We start from the raw sequence: 20,155 nt of genomic DNA on the forward strand, positions 1-20,155 counted from the left end.
TTTAGAAAACGCTTTCTTATAAAGGAGAAATTCACAATGCAAATCATATTAGCACCTGATTCATTTAAAGGAAGTATGAAGGCAAGCGAAGTAACCAAGTATATGAAAGATTCTATATTAGAAGTTTTCCCTGAATCCACCATTCATGATTTACCCATCGGTGATGGTGGCGAAGGAACAATGGAAGCATTAATAAATGCAACAAATGGTTCGTTTACTACAGTTAGTGTAACCGGACCACTTGGTGACAAAGTAACAGCTCAATACGGTATTTTAGATAATCATACTTGTGTCATTGAAATGGCAGAAGCTTCAGGATTAAAGCATTTAGATCAAGACGAATTAAACCCTTTATATACGACAACGTATGGTACAGGCGAACTAATTTTACATGCTTTAAATCACGGATATCAAAATTTCATCCTGGCGATTGGTGGTTCAGCTACAAATGACGCTGGCGCAGGTATGTTGCAAGCTTTAGGAGCAGATTTAAAGAATAACCAAAATCATTCAATACATTTTGGAGGTGGAGAACTACAAAATTTAGCTCAAATTGACTTATCAAATTTTGATCCTCGAATCGCCTATTGTAATTTTATTATAGCGACTGATGTTCAAAATCCATTAGTAGGACCTAATGGCGCATCATTTATTTTTGGGAAACAAAAAGGTGCATCTGCACAAAATATGCATCAACTCGATGATAACCTCACTCATTGGGCTAATCTAGTTGAACACACTACAGGCATAAGGCTACACGATTTACCTGGTGCTGGCGCAGCAGGTGGTTTAGGAGGTGCTTTCAAAGCATTTTTCCCAAGTTACTTTAAAGAAGGTATCCAGGTAGTTATGGAATATATACAATTTGAGAAATACTTAAAGCAAGCAGACTTAATCCTTACTGGAGAAGGAAAAATCGATCAGCAATCTTTTTATGGTAAAGCACCAATTGGCATTGCAAAATGTGCTAAAAAGTATAATGTACCAGTTATTTTTATAGGAGGATCAGTAGAAGTAGATGAAAAAGACTTAAAAGACAGTGGTATACTCAGCGCATTTAGTTTAAGTAATGGACCTATGTCATTAGAAGAAACATTTTCAAAGTCGGAAAAATTGATAAAACAAACAACCAAGAATATTGTAAAAACATTTTTCCATAACCAATAACATATTAAGGGGATGTTAGTTATGAGAATTAAAGATACAATAGAAAAAATTCCTGGAGGATTGATGGTAGTCCCGTTGCTTTTAGGCGCTACAATAAACACCGTTGACCAATTACATTTAACTCCTATAATGAACCTACTTAAGTCGCTGGGCGCACCTAAAACTGAACAAGGATATTACGAAATGCTTCAAATTGGGGGTTTTTCACAAGAACTATTCAAAGATAGTGCTCTTGTCTTAATTGCACTTTTTATATTTTGTGTAGGAAGTCAAATGAATTTAAAAATTGGCGGTAAGGCCTTAAAAAAAGGTATGCTATTAACAACAACGAAATATTTTTCTGGGTTAGCAGTAGGACTCCTATTAGGCTCATTATTTGATCCTTGGAGTGGACTATTCGGTTTGTCTACAATAGCTGTCATCGCAGCAATGACAAATAGTAATAGTGGCATGTATGCTGCTTTAACAAGTACTTATGGGAATCGTTCAGATGTTGGTGGCCTGTCCATACTTGCTATTAATGACGGACCATTGTTAACTTTGATTTCATTGGGATTTATTGGTACAAGCTTTCCAATCATTTCATTTATTTCTGTGCTTTTACCTTTAAGTATAGGCATGATATTAGTCAATCTTGACCCTAAAATATCAGAGTTTTTACGTCCAGGTGAAACCATACTTATCCCCTTTTTCGCCTTTTCTTTAGGTGCTGGTATGAATTTAGCTGAATTCTTTAATTTTTCCGTATTATCAGGAGGCTTAACGTTAGCAGTTTTAACCTTTATTTGTACCGCATTTACTGGTATCATTGCCTTTAAAATATTTAAAGAAAAGAGTGTAATTGCACCAATTTCTGAATCATCTACAGCAGGTAACGCAGTATCTACACCTGCTGCAGTAGTTGCTGCTGCTTCTACGGCGCTCGCAAATGGTAATCTGAGTCAAAGTGAGTATGCTATGATTGAGAAAGTAGCACCTATCGCCACAGCACAAATTTCAATTTCGGCTATTACTACAGCAATATTATGTCCAATAGCAGTCATATTGATTGATAGGTATCAAAAAAGTAAAGGAATATATGGAACAAAGGAATATGTTACTCAATCGACCCAAACACATTCTAATGCGGAAATAAAAACACATTTTTATGAAAGCGCTTCATATAAGGAGGAAGATCGACCTTGAATACAGAAATATTATATGGAAAGTCAAACCTTAATATAGAATTACCTGAAAACAGCGTCTTAATAGAGCCAACACCTATACCTGCACTCGAAAATGATAAACAAGCCATACGTGATGCATTAAAGAATCCTATAAATTCGGATCCGCTGGAAGATTTAGTAAAATCCAATCAGACTGTTTCAATCGTTATTAGTGATATCACGCGCCCTACACCCAATCATATACTTGTACCTCTTATTATAGAATGCCTTGCACATGTACCTTTAGAAAATATTGTTATCATTAATGGTACTGGTACACATCGAGATCAAACTAAAGATGAATTGATACAAATGTTAGGTGAAGATATCGTAAACAATATTAGAATTGTACATAATCATTGTAATGATAAGCAAACTTTAAAAAAAGTTGGCCATAGTAAATACGGCTGTGATGTTTATTTAAACAAGGATTATGTGGATTCTGATTTCAAAATTGTAACTGGCTTTATAGAACCACATTTCTTTGCTGGATTTTCAGGAGGACCAAAAGGAATCATGCCTGGTATTGCAGGTATAGAAACGATTATGACATTTCACAATGCCAAAATGATCGGTGATATTCGTTCTACTTGGGGGAATATGACAGACAATCCAGTACAAGATATGACTCGAGAAGTTAATGCCATGTGCAAACCTGACTTTATGCTCAATGTAACATTGAACAAAGAAAAAGAAATTACAGAAGTCTTTGCTGGAGAACTGTATAAAGCACATGATTTGGGATGTGCTTATGCTAAAAAACACGCTATGTTCAAATGTGACCATCGCTTTGACGTCGTTATCGCATCTAATTCTGGTTATCCACTTGACCAAAATTTATATCAAACAGTTAAAGGAATGAGTGCTGCTCATAAAGTGGTTAAAGAAGGCGGCAGTATTATCATGTTATCTGAATGCAGCGATGGTTTTCCAAATCATGGTAATTATGCAGAAATACTGAAAATGGCAGACACCCCAGAAGCACTTGTCAAAATGATTAATGATCCAAACTTCGCCATGCTAGATCAGTGGCAAGTTCAAAAACAAGCTGTGATTCAAACTTTTGCCAATGTGTATTTATATTCCAAATTAACTGATCAACAAGCAAAAGATGCTATGTTACATCCTGTTTCAAATATTGAAGCAACATTAAAAACTTTAGAACGACAATATGGGAAAGACATGACTATTGGCGTTATGCCACTCGGCCCACTTACCATACCGTATGTAGAATCATAATTTTCAATACGTCCAAAAATATTTAAGGAGGAATTTTAAATGATGACTAAATTACAGAATAAAGAATTTAAACTTGAAATGCTTTTAAAAGAAATGGAGACAGTAGTTATTGCTTTTTCAGGCGGTGTCGATAGTAGCTTAGTTCTAAAAAAAGCAATTGATGTATTAGGTACCAATAATGTAAAAGCAGTGATAGTTAAATCAGAATTATTTAGAAACGAAGAATTTAATCAGGCTATAGAACTTGGAAACACGTTAAATGCAGATATCGTAGAGACGGAAATAGCAGAATTAAAAGACCCACACATCATAAAAAACACACCCGACAGTTGGTATTACAGCAAATGTTTATTATACGCAAAACTAGAAGCGTTAAGAAAAACATTTGGATTCAATTATGTGTTAGACGGCATGATTATGGACGATATTTCAGATTTCAGACCAGGTCTTAAAGCGAGATCTGAATACGGGGTTAGAAGCGTTTTACAAGAAGTTGAACTTTATAAAGATGAAGTACGAGAACTAAGCAAATCAAATGGCTTGCCTGTTTGGGATAAGCCTGCACTTTGTAGCTTAGCTTCTCGAATCCCTTATGGTGAGCCACTTAGTTTCAACAAAGTTAATAAAGTTAATGAAGCTGAAAAATTCATTTTAGATTTAGATATTAATAACGTGAGAGTACGTTATCACGACAACATAGCACGTATCGAAGTTGATGAAACAGATATTGTTACGATGATTCAACATAAAGACGAAATTTCACTACGACTTAAAGAGCTTGGTTTTGACTATGTCACAATTGATTTAGAAGGCTATCGCACTGGTAGTATGAATGAGGTCATACAATCTTAATTTTAACGCTATAGTATAAAGGTGGTTTAACTATGACAGATAAATATGATTCCATCGAATCATTATTGCAAGCAGTAAAATCAGATCAATTATCAATATCTGAGGCTAAATCAGAATTAAGTCAATATGATGAATTAGGTTTTGCAAAAATCGACCTACATCGTAGAAAGCGACAAGGATTCCCAGAAGTAATATTTGGCGAAGGTAAAACTGAGCAACAACTAGTGAAAATTATTCACTCATTAATATTACACGAAGAAACAATTTTAATTACTCGTGTTAATAATGAAAAAGCCCATTTTATTTGTGAAACATATCCTCAATTGGTACATCATGCAACAGCACAAATCGTTTGTACATCTTTAGAGCATATTACCAAGACACAACGTCAAGCTGCTATTATTTGTGCAGGTACGTCTGACCTTCCTGTAGCGGAAGAAGCTGCTATAACAGCAGAAGTAATGGGAATCTCAGTAAAAAGATTTTACGATGTTGGAGTTTCTGGTATCCACCGTCTTTTCGCTCATATTGATGATATTCGCAATTGCAATGTATCTGTAGTAATAGCTGGCATGGAAGGCGCGTTAGCAAGTGTAGTTGCTGGCTTGGTTGACCATCCTGTCTATGCCGTACCGACAAGTATTGGTTATGGTGCAAATCTAGATGGTATCACTACATTATTATCAATGATCAATTCATGTGCACCTGGTTCTAGTGTACTTAATATTGATAATGGCTTTGGCGGTGGTTATAACGCTGCTATGATTGTCAATATGTTGGAACAACATTAAGGAATGGAGTGAATAATATGACGAATACAATATATTTAGATTGCCATGCGGGTATTGCAGGTGACATGTTGCTATCTTCTCTAGTAGACTTAGGTGCAAATATAGCTTACATTGAATCTCATTTACAAAAGTTGCCACTTAATGATTTTAAATTGCATTTTTCTAATCAAACCAAGCAAGGTATTCAAGCCAAACAACTAGATATTGATTTTAGTGAAACAACACACCATAGAACAGCTTCTGATATTACAAAAATGATACAGGATAGTGATTTACCCGCAAGAGTTAAAGTACGAAGCCAAAAAGTCTTTGATACGATTGCTCACGCAGAAGCTAAAATTCATGGGATGTCCGTTGAAGAAGTACATTTTCATGAAGTAGGCGCTATGGATTCCATTATCGATATTATCGGCGGTTGCCTTGCTTTAGAAAATTTGAAAATTGATGAGTTACACGCTTCCCCAATTCCAACAGGTGGAGGTAAAATAAATATCGCTCATGGATTATATCCTGTGCCTGCACCAGCAACGGCAGAAATTTTAAAAGGTATACCGCTTGCTTCTTTTGATATTAATAGCGAATTAACGACGCCAACCGGAGCAGCTTTTATTAAAGCATTAGCATCTAAAATTGGTCCTTTACCTTCTGTCACAATAGAAGAAATTGGTTATGGAAGTGGCACCAAAGACTTTGATTTTCCAAACATTTTAAGAGCAATTCAATTTAAAACTAAAGACAATACACCAACACAAGACCAAGTAATAGAAAGTCAGATAGATGACATGTCTGCTGAGATGTTAAGTTACTTTCTTGAACAAGTTTTAGAAGATGGTGCATTAGATGCATACTTCACACCTATCACCATGAAAAAAAGCAGACCAGCCACTCAAATCACAGTCATTTGTAAATTAGAAAATGCACAATTTTTCGAAGACTATGTTTTAAAAAATACATCTACATTAGGAATTAGAAGTTACACGGTTAATCGTAAAGTACTCCATAGACAATTCGAAACAATTCATACAAATTATGGAGCGATTTTAGTAAAAACAGCCATGTTAAATGGAAAAATAATTAAGGCAAAACCAGAATTTGAAGATGTGAGAAACGCTGCAATTCAAGCAAATAAACCATTCTTACATGTATACAATCATATTAATCAAGAGATTCAAAAACATATACAATTTGACTGAATTTCTTAAACCTTATGCCACATAAGTACTAATAGAATAAGCCTATAACTGAAATTTATAGAATTTCAGTTATAGGCTTACTTCATCTTAGTAGTTAATATGTTTAATTACTTTTAGCGTTTTCTGGCTTTTGAGCATCCGGATTGGTGTATTTTGATGGATTGTAATCGGCGCCTTTCGTATAGTCAGCAGAAGCATCCCATAATAAAAATTCATGAATATTATGATCTTTTAACGCTTGTACTTGTGCAGTTACTTCCGCTTTGTCATAGGATTTATACTGCCCTTCTCCTAAATAAGAGGCTGTAAAATCTTGAAGCCATGGACGAGATTTAACCTTTTTAGGGTCGATACCTTGCAGTGCTTCTTTTTCTTTATCAAGATAACGATCCACTGTTTTATATGGTTCTGTATCTGGCGCTTCTAACCCAAAATCTCCTGGGCTCCAATGAGAAGGATAAATCATCGATGAAATGACATCTACATTTTGGGCGATTTTAGGGAAGCTTTGCCCAATACCTGGTGTTTCTTTAACCGTAGCTGCGTAACCAAAAACATCCGCAGATGTTTGAACATCATATGATTTTAAATCTTTACGTGCAGTTTTCAAAAAATTAGTAATCGTATCTACACGTTGCTCAACATGGTTTAAATCACTATTTTTATACTTTCCATTTGAATATTGTAGTGATTTATCTTTGTTTTCAAATCCTTCAGGAAATCGAACATAGTCAAATTGAACTTCTTTAAATCCTGCTTTAGCCGCTTCTTTTGCAACTGCAATATTATATTTCCATACTTTATCATTAAAAGGATTTAAAAAACTATCCCCGCCTTCACTTTCCCAAACATTACCATCAGACGTTTTAAATGACCATTCAGGTTTTTCTTCAGACAATCTAGAATCTTTAAATGTAACAATACGTGCAATTGGATAAATATTGTTTTTTTCCATTGCTTTTATGATTTTCTTTACGTCAACACGATTCACGGTATTGCTACTAATCAATTTATTGTCACTTTTAAAGTCCATCGTTATATTTCCTTCATCATCTTTAACGTCAATTACCATGGCATTTAATTCTGTTTCATTTATAAATTGTATAAGTTCTTCAAAATTTTCCCCTTTTGCTGAATCCGGTGTTACATAGATACCTTTCACACCATCTTTTGGATAATCAATATCACTATATGTATGCTTTTTTGATTTGTTTGAACTTTCTTTACCTTCATTTGTTTCTTTCTCATTGTTAGAACCACTGTTACAAGCTGACATCATTAATACGGTCACAAATAATATCACTATAAATTTCCATACCTTCATTGAATTATCTCCCTCTCCCTTAATCAATTCAAAGACAAAAACATTTAAATCGCAAATAAGTATTACACTACACATATTATATCATTTTAATATTTTAAACAACGTAAATTCCGAACTTTTATTTATAAAAAAAGACAGAAATAGTTATCAATTACAGGATTGACGACTTATTTCTGTCTTTTAAGCTATTATTTTTAATTTTATCAATTCAGTTGTGCTCAACTTTTACTTAATTGAAGGCCCAATATTTAAATTGGCACTCGCTAATGCTTGCTCTAACACATCTAGTACATGCATACTATGCTCTAATTGTCTTGTTGCAAATATAATGTTTTGTTCCCGAATTACTTTTTCAATTTTCACAAATTCTTCGTACATTCGATGCTTGTGTGCGTTCACCTGATAATACTGTGTACCACCAGTGTGATATTTTAATTCGAATGCATTCAACTCATTTGTAGGACCTTTAAGATTGATTGTTGCTTTATCTCCTTGAATATAAGATTGATTATCAGAACTAGAATCTTTAGCCCCAATACAAACTACTTTCATCTCTTCATATTCTAATTGTAAGATACCAGAAGTATCGATATTTTTTTCAATATTTGCAAAGTATGTCACTTTATTAGGTTTACCAAATAAGCCTACTGCTAAATGAACATTGTAAACATTAATATCCATTAATGCACCGCCACCCTTACTCGGATCAAATGCGGGTTGAATAATGTCATTTTTAAAGTCATCAAATCTTGAGGAATACTGGGAATAGTTGAACTGAGCAATTTTGCAATTTCCAATTTCTGGTATACTTTGCTTAAGTACATCATAATTACTTAAATACAAATTGGTAATCGCTTCAATAATAATCACCTTTTGTTGCTCTGCCAAATCTTTAAGTATGATAAGCTCCTCTGTGGTTAATGTAAAAGGTTTTTCACAAATCACATGCTTATTTTTTGCTATAGCTTTACGTGCGTAATCAAAATGAAGATGATTGGGAACAGCCAAATAAACAGTGTCTATCTTTTCATCTTCTATAAACGCTTGAAAATCTTCAAAGACTTGCTTAATATCAAATTGCTTTTGCATTTGAGCTACATTCTCAGGATTACGTCCAGTAGTCACTATGCTTTGTATATGAATTTCTGGTATCTCTGACATCACTGGCAATGCTTCTTTTACAATTTTCCCGGCTCCAACTATACCTATATTCATAAATTTCCCCTTTTTTATCATAAAAATTTATTGTCTATAATGAAATATCTACAATTTTTGAATCATAAAATTAAATCATCTATAACGATATTAATGGCTGTGACATTTACCTATCCAACCTTATAAAACATAATACGTCACAGTTTATTTGTTCATTTCATCATCTTTTCTATCATTATTACGACAATTTTATATGTTTAGCTAACAACTCTTTAATCCTTTTTTGTGCTATTTCCCAAGAAATAACTGCTCGTATATAAGTCAGTACTGCTACATTGCTTTCAGCTAATGCTTCTTTTTAGTATTAACTTAAAATTAAATCAACAAGTTCTTCTGCTGACGTTTTACCGAAATAGTAAGGAATATCCATTTTACTTAAAGCATCAAACAAATCTGCTTTAACAACTCGAACACCGATAAGTTGCTTTTCAACTTCTCTAATATCACCTTGACCAAAAAAATCACCATAAATACGACATGCCTTGATACGACCATGTTCAACAGCTAGTGTAATATCAATGGTACCTGCCGCTAATTTCGCATCTCTATTATATTCATAGCGCGGGGAACGTCCATAGTTCCATTCCCAATTCTTATATTTATTTGTCACCATTTCATCTATCGCACGCCAGTCCGCTTCACTTAATTCATAACGTTTAACGTCATTGATATCGTCTAAGCCCAATAATTGTTTAATCATCAAGTCTTTAAACTCATGTATTGTAATATTTTGATATTCATTTGCTAAATGTTCGCGAATAGCTCCAACTCTCGATCTAACAGATTTAATTCCTTTAGATTCAATTTTTTTACGATTCGGCTTTAAAACTTTAATCATTGCTTCGTAATCAACATCTAATAAAAGTGAGTAACCTCCATAGATACGTCCATTGATTAAAGTCATAGCAGCGCCAGAAATTTTCTTTCCATTAATCTCTAAATCATTACGTCCACTTTGAATGACTTCGGTAGCACCTAAATTATGTAACGCCATAATTGCTGGCTCATAAAACTTTTGAAAATCACCATATATCGAATGATCATTCTGTAAAAGACAGCACATATTCACAGCACCACGATCCACATAAACTGCGCCACCTCCTGTTTCACGACGCATCACTTGTATACCATGTTCATCTACATAATCTTGGTTAATCTCTACGGCTGTGTTTTGAAAACGACCTATTTCCACTTTTGGATCACAATAATAAGGTAATAAAATATCATCATCTAAAAATATATTTTGACTAACATAGACTTGCATTGCAGTATTAACTGCACCATCTGTTATATATTCACCGTTACGAATCGGTTCAATTAAATACATAGTTTTCTCCTACTTTGTTAATTTATTATTTGCTTCTAAAATTAATGTCGAAATATCGTCCGTTAAATGTATCGTTCTTTCGCGTATGTTTTGAGGAATTCTATATGCTTTTTTATTTAATGTCATAAATAATGCATCAGGATTTTGCCTTGTCATACGTTGAAAAGGATGCTTCACAAATTGCGGTGTAGTATAGCCAATACCAATTTCTAAATATAAGACTTTGCCTGTCTTATGATTTTCAAGAAACTGATTGTAACGAGATAATTGTGCCTCAAAATCTGTATTTTCTACCATACCGACTTGTGCTTTTCGCTTATTAATTTCCATAGGTGCATCACACTTAGGGCAGTGTGGCACGAGTTCACGCGGTACTTCCATATTTGATTGCGCTTGAATCATATGACGGATTGCCTCATCGTCTCGGTAGGTTTGGGGATGACAATGTTGACTACACTGCCATAGGATATATTCTCCTTGGATATGAAACACTTTGTTCAAATCATATCCTGCTACTGCAAACGCATTATCTGCATTAGTAGTAATAACATGATGCGCTTTGTTTTTTAGTATTTCTTTTAGCGCAACATAAGATGCACCTACTGGTTGATCTAAATAATTCAATGCAACAAATCTACTTTGAAATGCCCAATATTCTTGCCAACTTTCAAATGTATGCAGACTTGCTTGTAACATATCAAAAAATCCGTATTTTTCTATGAAATCCGGAAAATTTTGAGTAAATCTTTTTCCTATATACGTAAACCCATCTGATGCAGACATACCTGCCCCTATGCCAACAACTATTGCATCCGCTTCATCTATAGCTTGTGCTAATACGTCAGATTGGCAACTTTGATTTGCTGACATGACACGCCATGTTGGTTCAGTCATAACGTTTTAGCTCCTCCTTATATAATTGTGCATCGGTATCAGTGAACACATTAAAAACTATCTTTATATCATCCAAATGATACTCTTTTTTATAATTTAATACGGTGTTAATGGCTATTTTTGCAGCTTCTGCTTGTGGGAAGCCAAACACACCTGTAGAAATACAGCAAAACGCTATACTTTTTAGTGAATGTTGTTTTGCAATTTCTAAACAACTTCGATATGCGCGCGCCAACAAATCTTTATTCATCTCAGATACTGGCAATTTGCGAACTTGCGGCCCTACTGTATGAATTACATATTGGGCTGGCAAATTATATCCTGATGTTATTTTAGCTTTTCCTATACCTTCTTTTTTCCCTTGTGCTTCCATGATTTCATGACATGCCAAACGTAGCTGTACCCCGGCTTTAGTATGAATGATGTTATCAATACAATTATGATTGGCTTCAAAACAACCTAGTAATTGACTGTTTGCTGCATTCACAATCCCATCTACTTTGAGTTGAGTGATATCTCCTTGCCATAAAAATACATCGTCACCAATCATTGGCGACAATGTATCAATATGCGTAACATGTTGACGATTCATCGCTTGTAAATATGCATCTTGCACGTCTAAATAAGTGTCAGCAATGGGTTGGGGTGCTCTTACATTTGTTAGCCCTCTATACATTTCCCAACGCGTTGCTTCATCTTCTGGCAAATTTAAAGTTGCTTCACCGTGTGCTTCACGCCATAAATATTCAATTAAATAAGCTAAGCGTTCTTGTTGTTGCATATATTATACCTCTGGTAGAGCGTTAAATGCTGCTTCATCAACATTTTCTAATTTAACTAACCAGTTCTCTTCAGGTTTTTCTGAATTCAAAATTGTTGGTTCATCTTCTGCTTTTGTATTTCTTTCTACAATTGTACCAGCTAATGGAGATTGAACATCTAAGACTGTTTTAGAAGCTTCAATACTTACGATTTCATCATCTACTTTTACTTCATCGTCCCCTATAAATTCCACGTAACCAACGGTACCTATATCGTCTTGTAACTCTGGTGTCATACTATAAACATATTGTGCTCCTACTTTTTCTACCCATAAATAATTCGCTAATTTTTTCATCATAAATACTTCCCTTCATTAATATTTTATAAATATATTTCTGCAAGCAATTCAACAGCTCGACAACGTGCTTCAATACTCGGTATCAAAGGTACCACCATGACTTCATCTGCATTAAAATCTTGAATCATACGATCGATTTGTGGCTTCGCACTTTCTTTTGTGCCTACAATGATACGTGCACGACTTTGAGCGATTTGTCGCTCATCTTTCTCTGTACAATGATAAGATTGTGCTGTTTCAGGAGAGGGCATACGCTCAAACTCAGCAAATTGTTCCTTGCCTAATAACCATATATCTAAACTTTGGGCTAAAGTTTCCGCTTCTTCTACTGAATCAGCCAATGCAATAAAGACAGTAATCATCACAGACGGCACCATATTTAATGACGATGGTTGAAATGCGTCTCTATACATTTTCACACTATCTTTTGCTTTATCTATTGCTTTCGCATTAGGTAATAGAAAAGTACCTAATGTGTACCCCATACCTTGAGCACCTGCCTTTTTAGCTGATGCTACACTGGTACTGAGCAACCACATACTTGGAATAAATGTCGTACTTGGTTGTGCTACAACGCGATGATGCCGTTGCTGCGTCTGTTGCTCTGTTAAATAATGTCTCACATCTTCAATAGACTGCCCGTAGTCTAAAAAATGTGATTTTGTTTCATTCATCGCTGCTTTCACTTGAGCAGTACCTGCATTATTGCCTATACCTAAATCGACACGTTCAGGATGAAGTGCTGCTAACATACGAAAGTTTTCGGCAACTTTATACGGGCTGTAATGAGGTAACATCACCCCACCAGACCCCAGAGCAATGTTCTGTGTTTTATTCAGTATTTGCATCATTAATAATTCAGGACTACTACATGCAAATGCTGGTACATTATGATGTTCTGTTAGCCAAAATCGTTTATAGCCGAGTTTGTCAGCTAATTGTGCTAAATGAACAGTATCTTGTAAAGCTTCTTCGGCAGATTTGCCTTCATCAATCACAGCGTAATCTAACACATTAAATTGAACCACGTGAACTACCACCTCCACCAATCATACATCATACAATATGCTTTGTTAACGATTGCACTTAAAGCGAGTATATTTGAGTATCTTATAACTTTCAGTTAAGATAAATGCAACGCAGTACCACAATACACTTTGCATCATTCAACATACGTCCACTTTAAATTGTCTACACCTTATAGGATAACGGATATAGAGAATTTTTGTTAGATTTTGCTTAAAAATTTTTTACTTTTCCTAGTTTTGACCCTTTTATATTTAAGTGTTACTTTAAAATTAATAATAACAACGAAGATAGAGGTTATAATTATGAATATGAATTACAATACTTTACTAAAGCCACTCACTTTGCCAAATGGTATTGTCTTAAACAACCGTTTTGTTTTATCTCCAATGACAACTAATTCTTCTACACAGGACGGACATATCACAGTGGAAGATATTAACTATGCACGACGTCGTGCACATTCAGCACCACTTCAAGTTACTGGCGCCGCTTATATTGAACCTTATGGACAATTATTTGAATATGGTTTTAGCATTACTGATGATAGTTGTATTCCTGGCTTAACTACTTTAGCCAATGCCATGAAACAAGACGGAAACAAAGCAATACTACAACTTACGCATGCTGGTCGTTTTTCAAATCAAGCAATTTTAAACTTTGGTCAGGTGTACGGACCAAGTGCAATGACCTTAAATTCACCAATTAAGCATGAAGTTTTATCTATGACTACAGACAAAATCAAATCCGTAATACAACAATACGCAGATGCAACCTCACGCGCAATTAAAGCTGGATTTGACGGTGTTGAAATTTCAGCTGCACAACGCCTATTAATTCAAACATTTTTCTCAACTTTCTCAAATTTAAGGACTGATGCATACGGAAGTCAAAATTTAGAGAATAGATCACGCTTTGAATTAGAAATATTAAAAGCTGTTCAGAATGTTATTGATCAAGAAGCACCCCCACAATTTATTTTAGGTTACCGTGCCACGCCCGAAGAAAGACGAGGTAGTGATGTAGGTTACACTGTTGATGAGTTTAACCGTCACTTAGACTGGGTGCTAGAAACTGCCAATATTCAATATTTAGCGATTGCAAGTTGGGGACGTCAAATCTATCAAAACAAAGTACGTTCTGAAGGAAAATATAACGGAGAATATGTCAATGCAGTCGTTTATCAATATCTTAACGGACGCATTCCGCTCATTGCTAGTGGTGGGATTAATTCTCCGGATAGCGCTTTAGACGCCTTACAAAATGCAGATATGGTGGGCATGTCATCACCATTTGTAACTGAACCAGACTTTGTTACCAAATTAAAAGAACAAAGACCAGAAGACATTGATTTGCATATAACCTTGGAAGATATAAATGAATTGGCTATTCCTTATGCTGCTTTTAAAGATATTGTAAAAATGATGGATTACGGTGAAGGATTAAAGAAAGAAACTCGAGATGAATTGCGTAAACTTGAAACAAATTATGATGCAGTAAATTATAAGGAAGTAGATCATGAAAATGAGACTTAAGACTTCCACGATATAAGAACCATGATTCTTAAAGCATATGTATCGTTTTAAAAAAGCAGCCGCAAAAATTAGAGTTCTAATTTTTGCGGCTGCTTTTTATCATCATTTTCACAAAATTTATAGAAAAACACTTAATATAAGCCTTTTAATTCATTACTTGTATCTATAAATATATTTTTAACTTGTTGATAATTACTCAATGCTTCTTTATACGTTTCACGACCAATACCAGATTTTTTATAACCACCAAATGGTGCACCTTCTGGCACTTGGTTATACGTATTTATCCAAATTCTTCCTGTTCTGACTGCTTTAGCAATATTCAGTGCGCGTGTAATATCTTGTGAGAATACGCCACCTGCTAAGCCATAGTCAGAATCATTAGCAATTTTAATCGCTTCTTGATCATCTTTTACTTTGATTACTGTTAAAACAGGACCAAAGATTTCTTCTTGGGCCAACTTATTATTATTATCGCTAACCGCAATAAGTGTTGGTTCTATAAAGTAACCTTTATCTAATCCATTTTCGACAATACGTTTACCTCCAGTTAGTACCTCAGCATTGGATTGTTCAGCATAATCGATATAAGACAATATTTTATTCATCTGCTCATCGCTCGTTTGGCTACCCATTTGCGTGTGCGCATCTAATGGATCTCCAACCTTAATATTTGAAAATGCCTCTTTTAATCTAGAAATTAACGCGTCGTATATACCTTCTTGGACTAATAAACGTGAGCCTGCACTACATACTTCACCTTGATTAAATAATATACCGAGTTGGATACCTTCAACAGCTAAGTCTAAATTTGCATCATCTAGAATAATATTTGCACTTTTACCACCAAGTTCTAAAGTAGCAGGGACAATACGTTTTGCACCTGCATCAGCAACTTGATAGCCGACATCTGTTGAACCTGTAAATGATAATTTATCTACACCTTCATGATTAAAAATAGCATTACCTGATTCTGAACCTTTACCAGTTACGATATTAACCACACCTTGTGGCAATACTTCTTGAAAAATCTTACCTGCTTCTAATAAGCTTAACGGCGTTGAAGATGATGGTTGAATAACAATTGTATTCCCTGCCGCAATGGCTGGTGTAATTTTCCATGCTGCTAAGAGCATTGGGAAATTCCAAGCTACTACAGCACCTACAACGCCAATAGGTTCATGCCGTACGATACTCATAGTATCTTTATCAATATCATTCACTGAACCTTCATGTGTTTCAATAACACTTGCAAAATAGTTAAAATGTCTTGCAGCGTACGGTATATCAATTGTTGAGGTTTCACGGATCGGTTTACCATTATTCAACGTTTCCACTGTTGCAAGCTTATCTTTATTTGCCATCAATTTTTCACTAATTTTTCTTAATAAATCCGCACGCTCCGTTTTAGAAGTTAAACTCCATGATTCAAAGGCGCTTTGAGCTGATGATACAGCTTTGTCGATATCTGTTTCGTCAGCTTTGGAAATATTTGAGAGTATCTCCCCTGTGGCTGGGTTAACAACTTCTAATGTTTCTCCACTATTACTTTTTACAAATTCACCATCAATTAACAATCCGTAATTCTCATCAACATAATCTTTTATATTTACTGTCATGACAATCTCTCCTTTGCTTTGACGTTATTGATAATAACTTTATTTAAGTCAATAGTTAACCTAACTTCTCAATTTCATTGTAAACGAATATCACTGTTTTTTAAAAAATTCCAATCATCACCCATTTTGTTGGGCAAAAGCCTTACCTATAGCATCTAATTTTTCTGGTGCATCATGTACATCCATGTGAACTTCTACAAAATGCATTATGTTAGGGTTTTGATTAATTTCGTCTAATGCCGTTGCCAACGTATTACTTGTTGTAACATCATGTATTTGAACGTCTGTTTCCTTCATACCAAACACGAACGGTAACTGCTTGTAGTTCCACATTTTAATATCGTTGTATGGTGCAGTTTCACCGTGAATTTTACGTTCCACTGTATATCCATCGTTATTGATGACAAAAATAACTGGTTTTAATGCCACACGTATGATTGTTGATAATGCTTGAACAGTTAGTTGAAGTGAACCATCACCAATCAACAGCACGTTTCTACGTTGTTTGTCAGCAATTTGTGTTCCTAAAGTCGCAGGTAAAGTATAACCGATTGATCCCCATAATGGTTGTCCTATAAATGTATTATCTTTAGAGAAAAGTAAATCATAAGCACCAAAGAATGACGTGCCTTGTTCAGCAAGTATAACGTCTTGAGGCTGAATAAATTGCTGCATTAATTTGAAATATGTTGACTGTTTTAATGGTTCATCACTTAATTCAACCGTTTCGTTAGTTACTTGATAACGTGGATAATTCACGTCAACTTTATAATCAATATTCAACAAACTATCTAGTAAATCTACGAGTCTTACTTCTTCATCACGTAATTCGTCAACTTTAAAATAATGATGATTCATCATGATTACATTTTCTAAATTAAATCCATAAGAAAATCCAGCAGTAGCAGAATCTGTAAGTTTTGCTCCGATATTTAAAATGACATCACTTTGATCTACATAAGCTTTAATTTGTTCATCTGCAATCTTTCCATCATAAATACCCATATAATATAGATTCTCTTCATTGAAAGCCCCTTTACCTAAGGACAATTGAGCAACTGGTATATGTGTTTGGTTAACAAATTGTTCTAGTTTATCATGCAACGCAAAACTATTGATTTCATGTCCAGCTATAATTAAAGGTTGCTTTGCATTTTTTAATTTGTTTTCTATTATTTCTATATAACTGTCAACATCTTGTTTGGCTGGTGCAGTATATTGGTATGGTGTTTCTACTTCAATATCTACAGCAGCTACATCTATAGGTAAATGTATATGAACGGGACGTTTTTCATTAATTGCTGCATTGATTAATCGAGGAATTTCAGTCTGTGCATTTTCTGGAGTGATATATCCTTGTGCTGTTGTGATATGTTTGTACATTTTACGATAATCATCAAATGTGCCTTCACCTAATGAATGATGTACATATTTACCAGCACGTTCAACTTCACGTGTTGGTGCGCCTGTGATTGCTATGACTGGTACACATTCTGCATATGCACCTGCAATACCGTTAACCGCACTTAGCTCTCCCACACCAAATGTTGTTACCATTGCACTAATGCCTTTGATTCTTGCATAACCATCTGCTGCGTAACTTGCGTTAAGTTCATTTGTGTTACCAATCCATTCCATATCTTCTCGATTGATAATATCGTCTAAGAATGTAAGATTAAAGTCACCAGGTACACCAAATACTTTATCAACACCAACTGAGCGAATTGCATCCATTAAATACTGTCCTACTCTTTTTTGCATACATCATTTCTCCTTTAATGTGTTTCGTTTTCATTACACATTAAATATAACTTGTTAAATAAATTAGGTCAAGTTTATTGACTTATTTACACAACCAAACAAAGAGGCTTTTTCTAAAATCTAGAAAACAAGCCTCTGATATAAACGATTGTATTAAGTAGGTACAATTTTGCTATTCTATTGACATACACATACTTTAAAAATTATTCTTCTCATCTTTTAAATATTTTACTGATTGGAATCCTTCTCTATATGAAGCAAATTCTTCCATAATCGCATACCAATCATTGCCAACTTTTTCTTGAATTTCTTTAAACATATCATTTTGTGCTTTATTTAATTTACGCACTAAGTTGCGGCCTTTTTCTGTTGGATATAACGTTTTAATACGCTTATCTTCTGGTGCCTGTTTTTCTACAATGAATGCTTCATCTCTTAGTTTTTTTAAAGTTGCATGGCTACCTTGCTTAGAAATTTCTAACTTTTTCAATAAATCTTTAATCGAGATGCCAGGGACTTTTTCAATAAAAAATAAAAATCTATGGTGTTGACGATTCAAACCATAATCTTTAATGATTTCATCCGCTGTCGTAATAAATGTTTTATATGCGAAGTAAAATAGCAAATTTTCATAGTCATTATTTTTTATTTCCATAAGTCACTGTCCTTTTAAAATTTTTGGGGAACCTTTAACTCAAAGCTTTAATAAAACGTTGAACACCATCTTTGGCAGTTTGAGGCGCACAAGCTACATTCATTCTTAAAAAGCCTCTGCCTTCTTCACCATACTTTGTACCAGGTTCAAGCGCAATTTTGCCTTGTTCTAATAACTTTTTCATCATTTCTTCTTCAGTTAAACCCGTTTCTCTATAGTCAATCCATAACAAATAGGTTGCTTGAGGCTTTTTAATTTTTATTTGTGGGATGGCTTTAGTAATTTCTGAAATAGCATAATCCATATTTGAAGACACAATATCTATGAGTTCATCAAGCCAATCTTCCCCGTGAGTATAGGCAGATTCTAGTGCAGCTGCACCAAATGGACTAATACGGTTAACGCCTAAACCATGTGCCGCAAAATTTGACTCTAATGCTTGTCTAATATCTTTATTGGGTGAAATAATCAAAGCAGCATGAATACCTGCTAGATTAAATGTTTTTGTAGGTGCAGTGCACGTAATGATTTTTTGTGCTTCTTTTTCAGATGCTAATTTATCAAGCGGGATATGTTGATAATCAGTAAATACCAAATCAGCATGAATTTCATCTGATAGTATTAACACATCATATTTCACACATAATTCAATCACTTTTTCCAAAGTGTCTTTAGACCAAACAATGCCGCCTGGATTATGTGGGTTACATAAGATAAACATTTTTACGCCTTGCTTTAACTTTTCTTCAAAGTCTTCAAAGTCGATTGAGTAATTTCTCTCATCTTCTACCAAAGCACACGTTATTAATTGTCGATTCATACCTGAAGGCAAATTGGAAAAAGGTGGATAAACCGGAGGCGTGATTAAAACACTATCTTTTGGAGTCGTAAATGTTTCAATAATTGATGCTATCGCAGGAACTACACCTGAATGCGCAAGAATCCAACCTTTCTCAATATGCCAATCATGACGTTTATGAAACCAAGATTGAATCGCATTTTTGCAGTCTTCATCTAAATAAGAATAGCCAAACACACCGTGATCGACACATTTCTGTAACGCTTCAATCACTGGTTGTGGCGCTTTAAAATCCATATCCGCAATCCACATTGGCAGTACATCTGAAGCATCATCAATATGATACACATCCTCCATCGTATCCCATTTAACTGATCGCGTCTGCTTTCTATTAACCACTTCATTAAAATGATAAATCATTACAACCACTCCT

Annotated in this window: 18 protein-coding genes; 7 read left to right on the plus strand and 11 right to left on the minus strand. The window is 34.6% G+C overall.

Annotation, left to right across the window (positions count from 1 at the left end; translation table 11 throughout):
* The first annotated feature begins 36 nt into the window (after window positions 1–36).
* Genes MUA21_RS11765 through larC form a run of 6 tightly spaced genes read left to right on the plus strand, consistent with a single transcriptional unit; the run spans window position 37 to window position 6,447 of the window.
* Window positions 37–1,167 (plus strand): glycerate kinase, encoded by a 1,131-nt coding sequence (locus MUA21_RS11765; protein ID WP_262561349.1) that lies wholly within the window; start codon window positions 37–39, stop codon window positions 1,165–1,167.
* Between the two features lie 21 nt (window positions 1,168–1,188).
* Window positions 1,189–2,352, plus strand: coding sequence for a 2-keto-3-deoxygluconate permease (locus MUA21_RS11770; RefSeq protein ID WP_262561350.1), 1,164 nt, complete (start codon window positions 1,189–1,191; stop codon window positions 2,350–2,352).
* Window positions 2,349–3,611 (plus strand): nickel-dependent lactate racemase, encoded by a 1,263-nt coding sequence (gene larA, locus MUA21_RS11775; RefSeq protein ID WP_107525352.1) that lies wholly within the window; start codon window positions 2,349–2,351, stop codon window positions 3,609–3,611. The genes MUA21_RS11770 and larA overlap by 4 nt, the downstream gene beginning before the upstream one ends.
* Window positions 3,612–3,653: 42 nt before the next feature.
* A complete protein-coding gene (gene larE, locus MUA21_RS11780; protein ID WP_198644447.1) occupies window positions 3,654–4,463 on the plus strand; it encodes an ATP-dependent sacrificial sulfur transferase LarE in 810 nt (269 codons plus the stop codon).
* A gap of 32 nt (window positions 4,464–4,495) precedes the next feature.
* On the plus strand, window positions 4,496–5,254 hold the full coding sequence (gene larB, locus MUA21_RS11785) for a nickel pincer cofactor biosynthesis protein LarB (protein WP_046206603.1): 759 nt from the start codon (window positions 4,496–4,498) through the stop codon (window positions 5,252–5,254).
* A 17-nt stretch (window positions 5,255–5,271) separates the two neighbouring features.
* Window positions 5,272–6,447, plus strand: coding sequence for a nickel pincer cofactor biosynthesis protein LarC (larC, locus tag MUA21_RS11790; RefSeq protein WP_262561351.1), 1,176 nt, complete (start codon window positions 5,272–5,274; stop codon window positions 6,445–6,447).
* Between the two features lie 103 nt (window positions 6,448–6,550).
* Here larC and MUA21_RS11795 read toward each other — a convergent pair whose 3' ends face one another.
* From MUA21_RS11795 to MUA21_RS11825, 7 genes are all read right to left on the minus strand, one after another.
* Window positions 6,551–7,771, minus strand: a complete 1,221-nt coding sequence (locus MUA21_RS11795) for a putative glycoside hydrolase (RefSeq protein WP_262561352.1) — start codon at window positions 7,769–7,771, stop codon at window positions 6,551–6,553.
* A 225-nt stretch (window positions 7,772–7,996) separates the two neighbouring features.
* Window positions 7,997–8,986, minus strand: a complete 990-nt coding sequence (locus tag MUA21_RS11800) for a Gfo/Idh/MocA family protein (RefSeq protein WP_262561354.1) — start codon at window positions 8,984–8,986, stop codon at window positions 7,997–7,999.
* A 304-nt stretch (window positions 8,987–9,290) separates the two neighbouring features.
* Complete coding sequence (lplA, locus tag MUA21_RS11805) at window positions 9,291–10,313, minus strand: lipoate--protein ligase (protein WP_064209147.1); 1,023 nt, start codon at window positions 10,311–10,313, stop codon at window positions 9,291–9,293.
* A gap of 9 nt (window positions 10,314–10,322) precedes the next feature.
* Window positions 10,323–11,207: an SIR2 family NAD-dependent protein deacylase gene (locus MUA21_RS11810; protein ID WP_262561355.1), complete on the minus strand. Its 885-nt coding sequence runs from the start codon at window positions 11,205–11,207 to the stop codon at window positions 10,323–10,325.
* Complete coding sequence (locus MUA21_RS11815) at window positions 11,200–11,988, minus strand: protein-ADP-ribose hydrolase (protein WP_064209146.1); 789 nt, start codon at window positions 11,986–11,988, stop codon at window positions 11,200–11,202. The genes MUA21_RS11810 and MUA21_RS11815 overlap by 8 nt, the downstream gene beginning before the upstream one ends.
* A gap of 3 nt (window positions 11,989–11,991) precedes the next feature.
* Complete coding sequence (locus MUA21_RS11820; protein WP_262561356.1) at window positions 11,992–12,324, minus strand: glycine cleavage system H family protein; 333 nt, start codon at window positions 12,322–12,324, stop codon at window positions 11,992–11,994.
* A gap of 26 nt (window positions 12,325–12,350) precedes the next feature.
* On the minus strand, window positions 12,351–13,355 hold the full coding sequence (locus tag MUA21_RS11825; RefSeq protein WP_107525359.1) for an LLM class flavin-dependent oxidoreductase: 1,005 nt from the start codon (window positions 13,353–13,355) through the stop codon (window positions 12,351–12,353).
* A 303-nt stretch (window positions 13,356–13,658) separates the two neighbouring features.
* Between MUA21_RS11825 and MUA21_RS11830 the strand changes: the two genes are divergently transcribed.
* Window positions 13,659–14,888 (plus strand): NADH-dependent flavin oxidoreductase, encoded by a 1,230-nt coding sequence (locus MUA21_RS11830; RefSeq protein WP_262561357.1) that lies wholly within the window; start codon window positions 13,659–13,661, stop codon window positions 14,886–14,888.
* 131 nt (window positions 14,889–15,019) lie between these two features.
* Here the strand turns inward: MUA21_RS11830 and MUA21_RS11835 are convergent, their stop codons facing one another.
* From MUA21_RS11835 to MUA21_RS11850, 4 genes are all read right to left on the minus strand, one after another.
* Entirely contained in the window at window positions 15,020–16,507 is a 1,488-nt protein-coding gene (locus MUA21_RS11835) for an aldehyde dehydrogenase family protein (protein WP_262561358.1), read from the minus strand.
* Window positions 16,508–16,624: 117 nt separating this feature from the next.
* Window positions 16,625–18,268, minus strand: a complete 1,644-nt coding sequence (locus MUA21_RS11840; RefSeq protein ID WP_262561359.1) for an alpha-keto acid decarboxylase family protein — start codon at window positions 18,266–18,268, stop codon at window positions 16,625–16,627.
* Window positions 18,269–18,464: 196 nt separating this feature from the next.
* Window positions 18,465–18,923 (minus strand): MarR family winged helix-turn-helix transcriptional regulator, encoded by a 459-nt coding sequence (locus tag MUA21_RS11845; protein ID WP_064209143.1) that lies wholly within the window; start codon window positions 18,921–18,923, stop codon window positions 18,465–18,467.
* A 34-nt stretch (window positions 18,924–18,957) separates the two neighbouring features.
* Window positions 18,958–20,142, minus strand: a complete 1,185-nt coding sequence (locus MUA21_RS11850; protein WP_262561360.1) for a MalY/PatB family protein — start codon at window positions 20,140–20,142, stop codon at window positions 18,958–18,960.
* Between the last annotated feature and the right edge of the window lie 13 nt (window positions 20,143–20,155).

It is taken from the genome of Staphylococcus ureilyticus (assembly GCF_025558845.1).
GTDB classification, from domain to species: domain Bacteria; phylum Bacillota; class Bacilli; order Staphylococcales; family Staphylococcaceae; genus Staphylococcus; species Staphylococcus ureilyticus.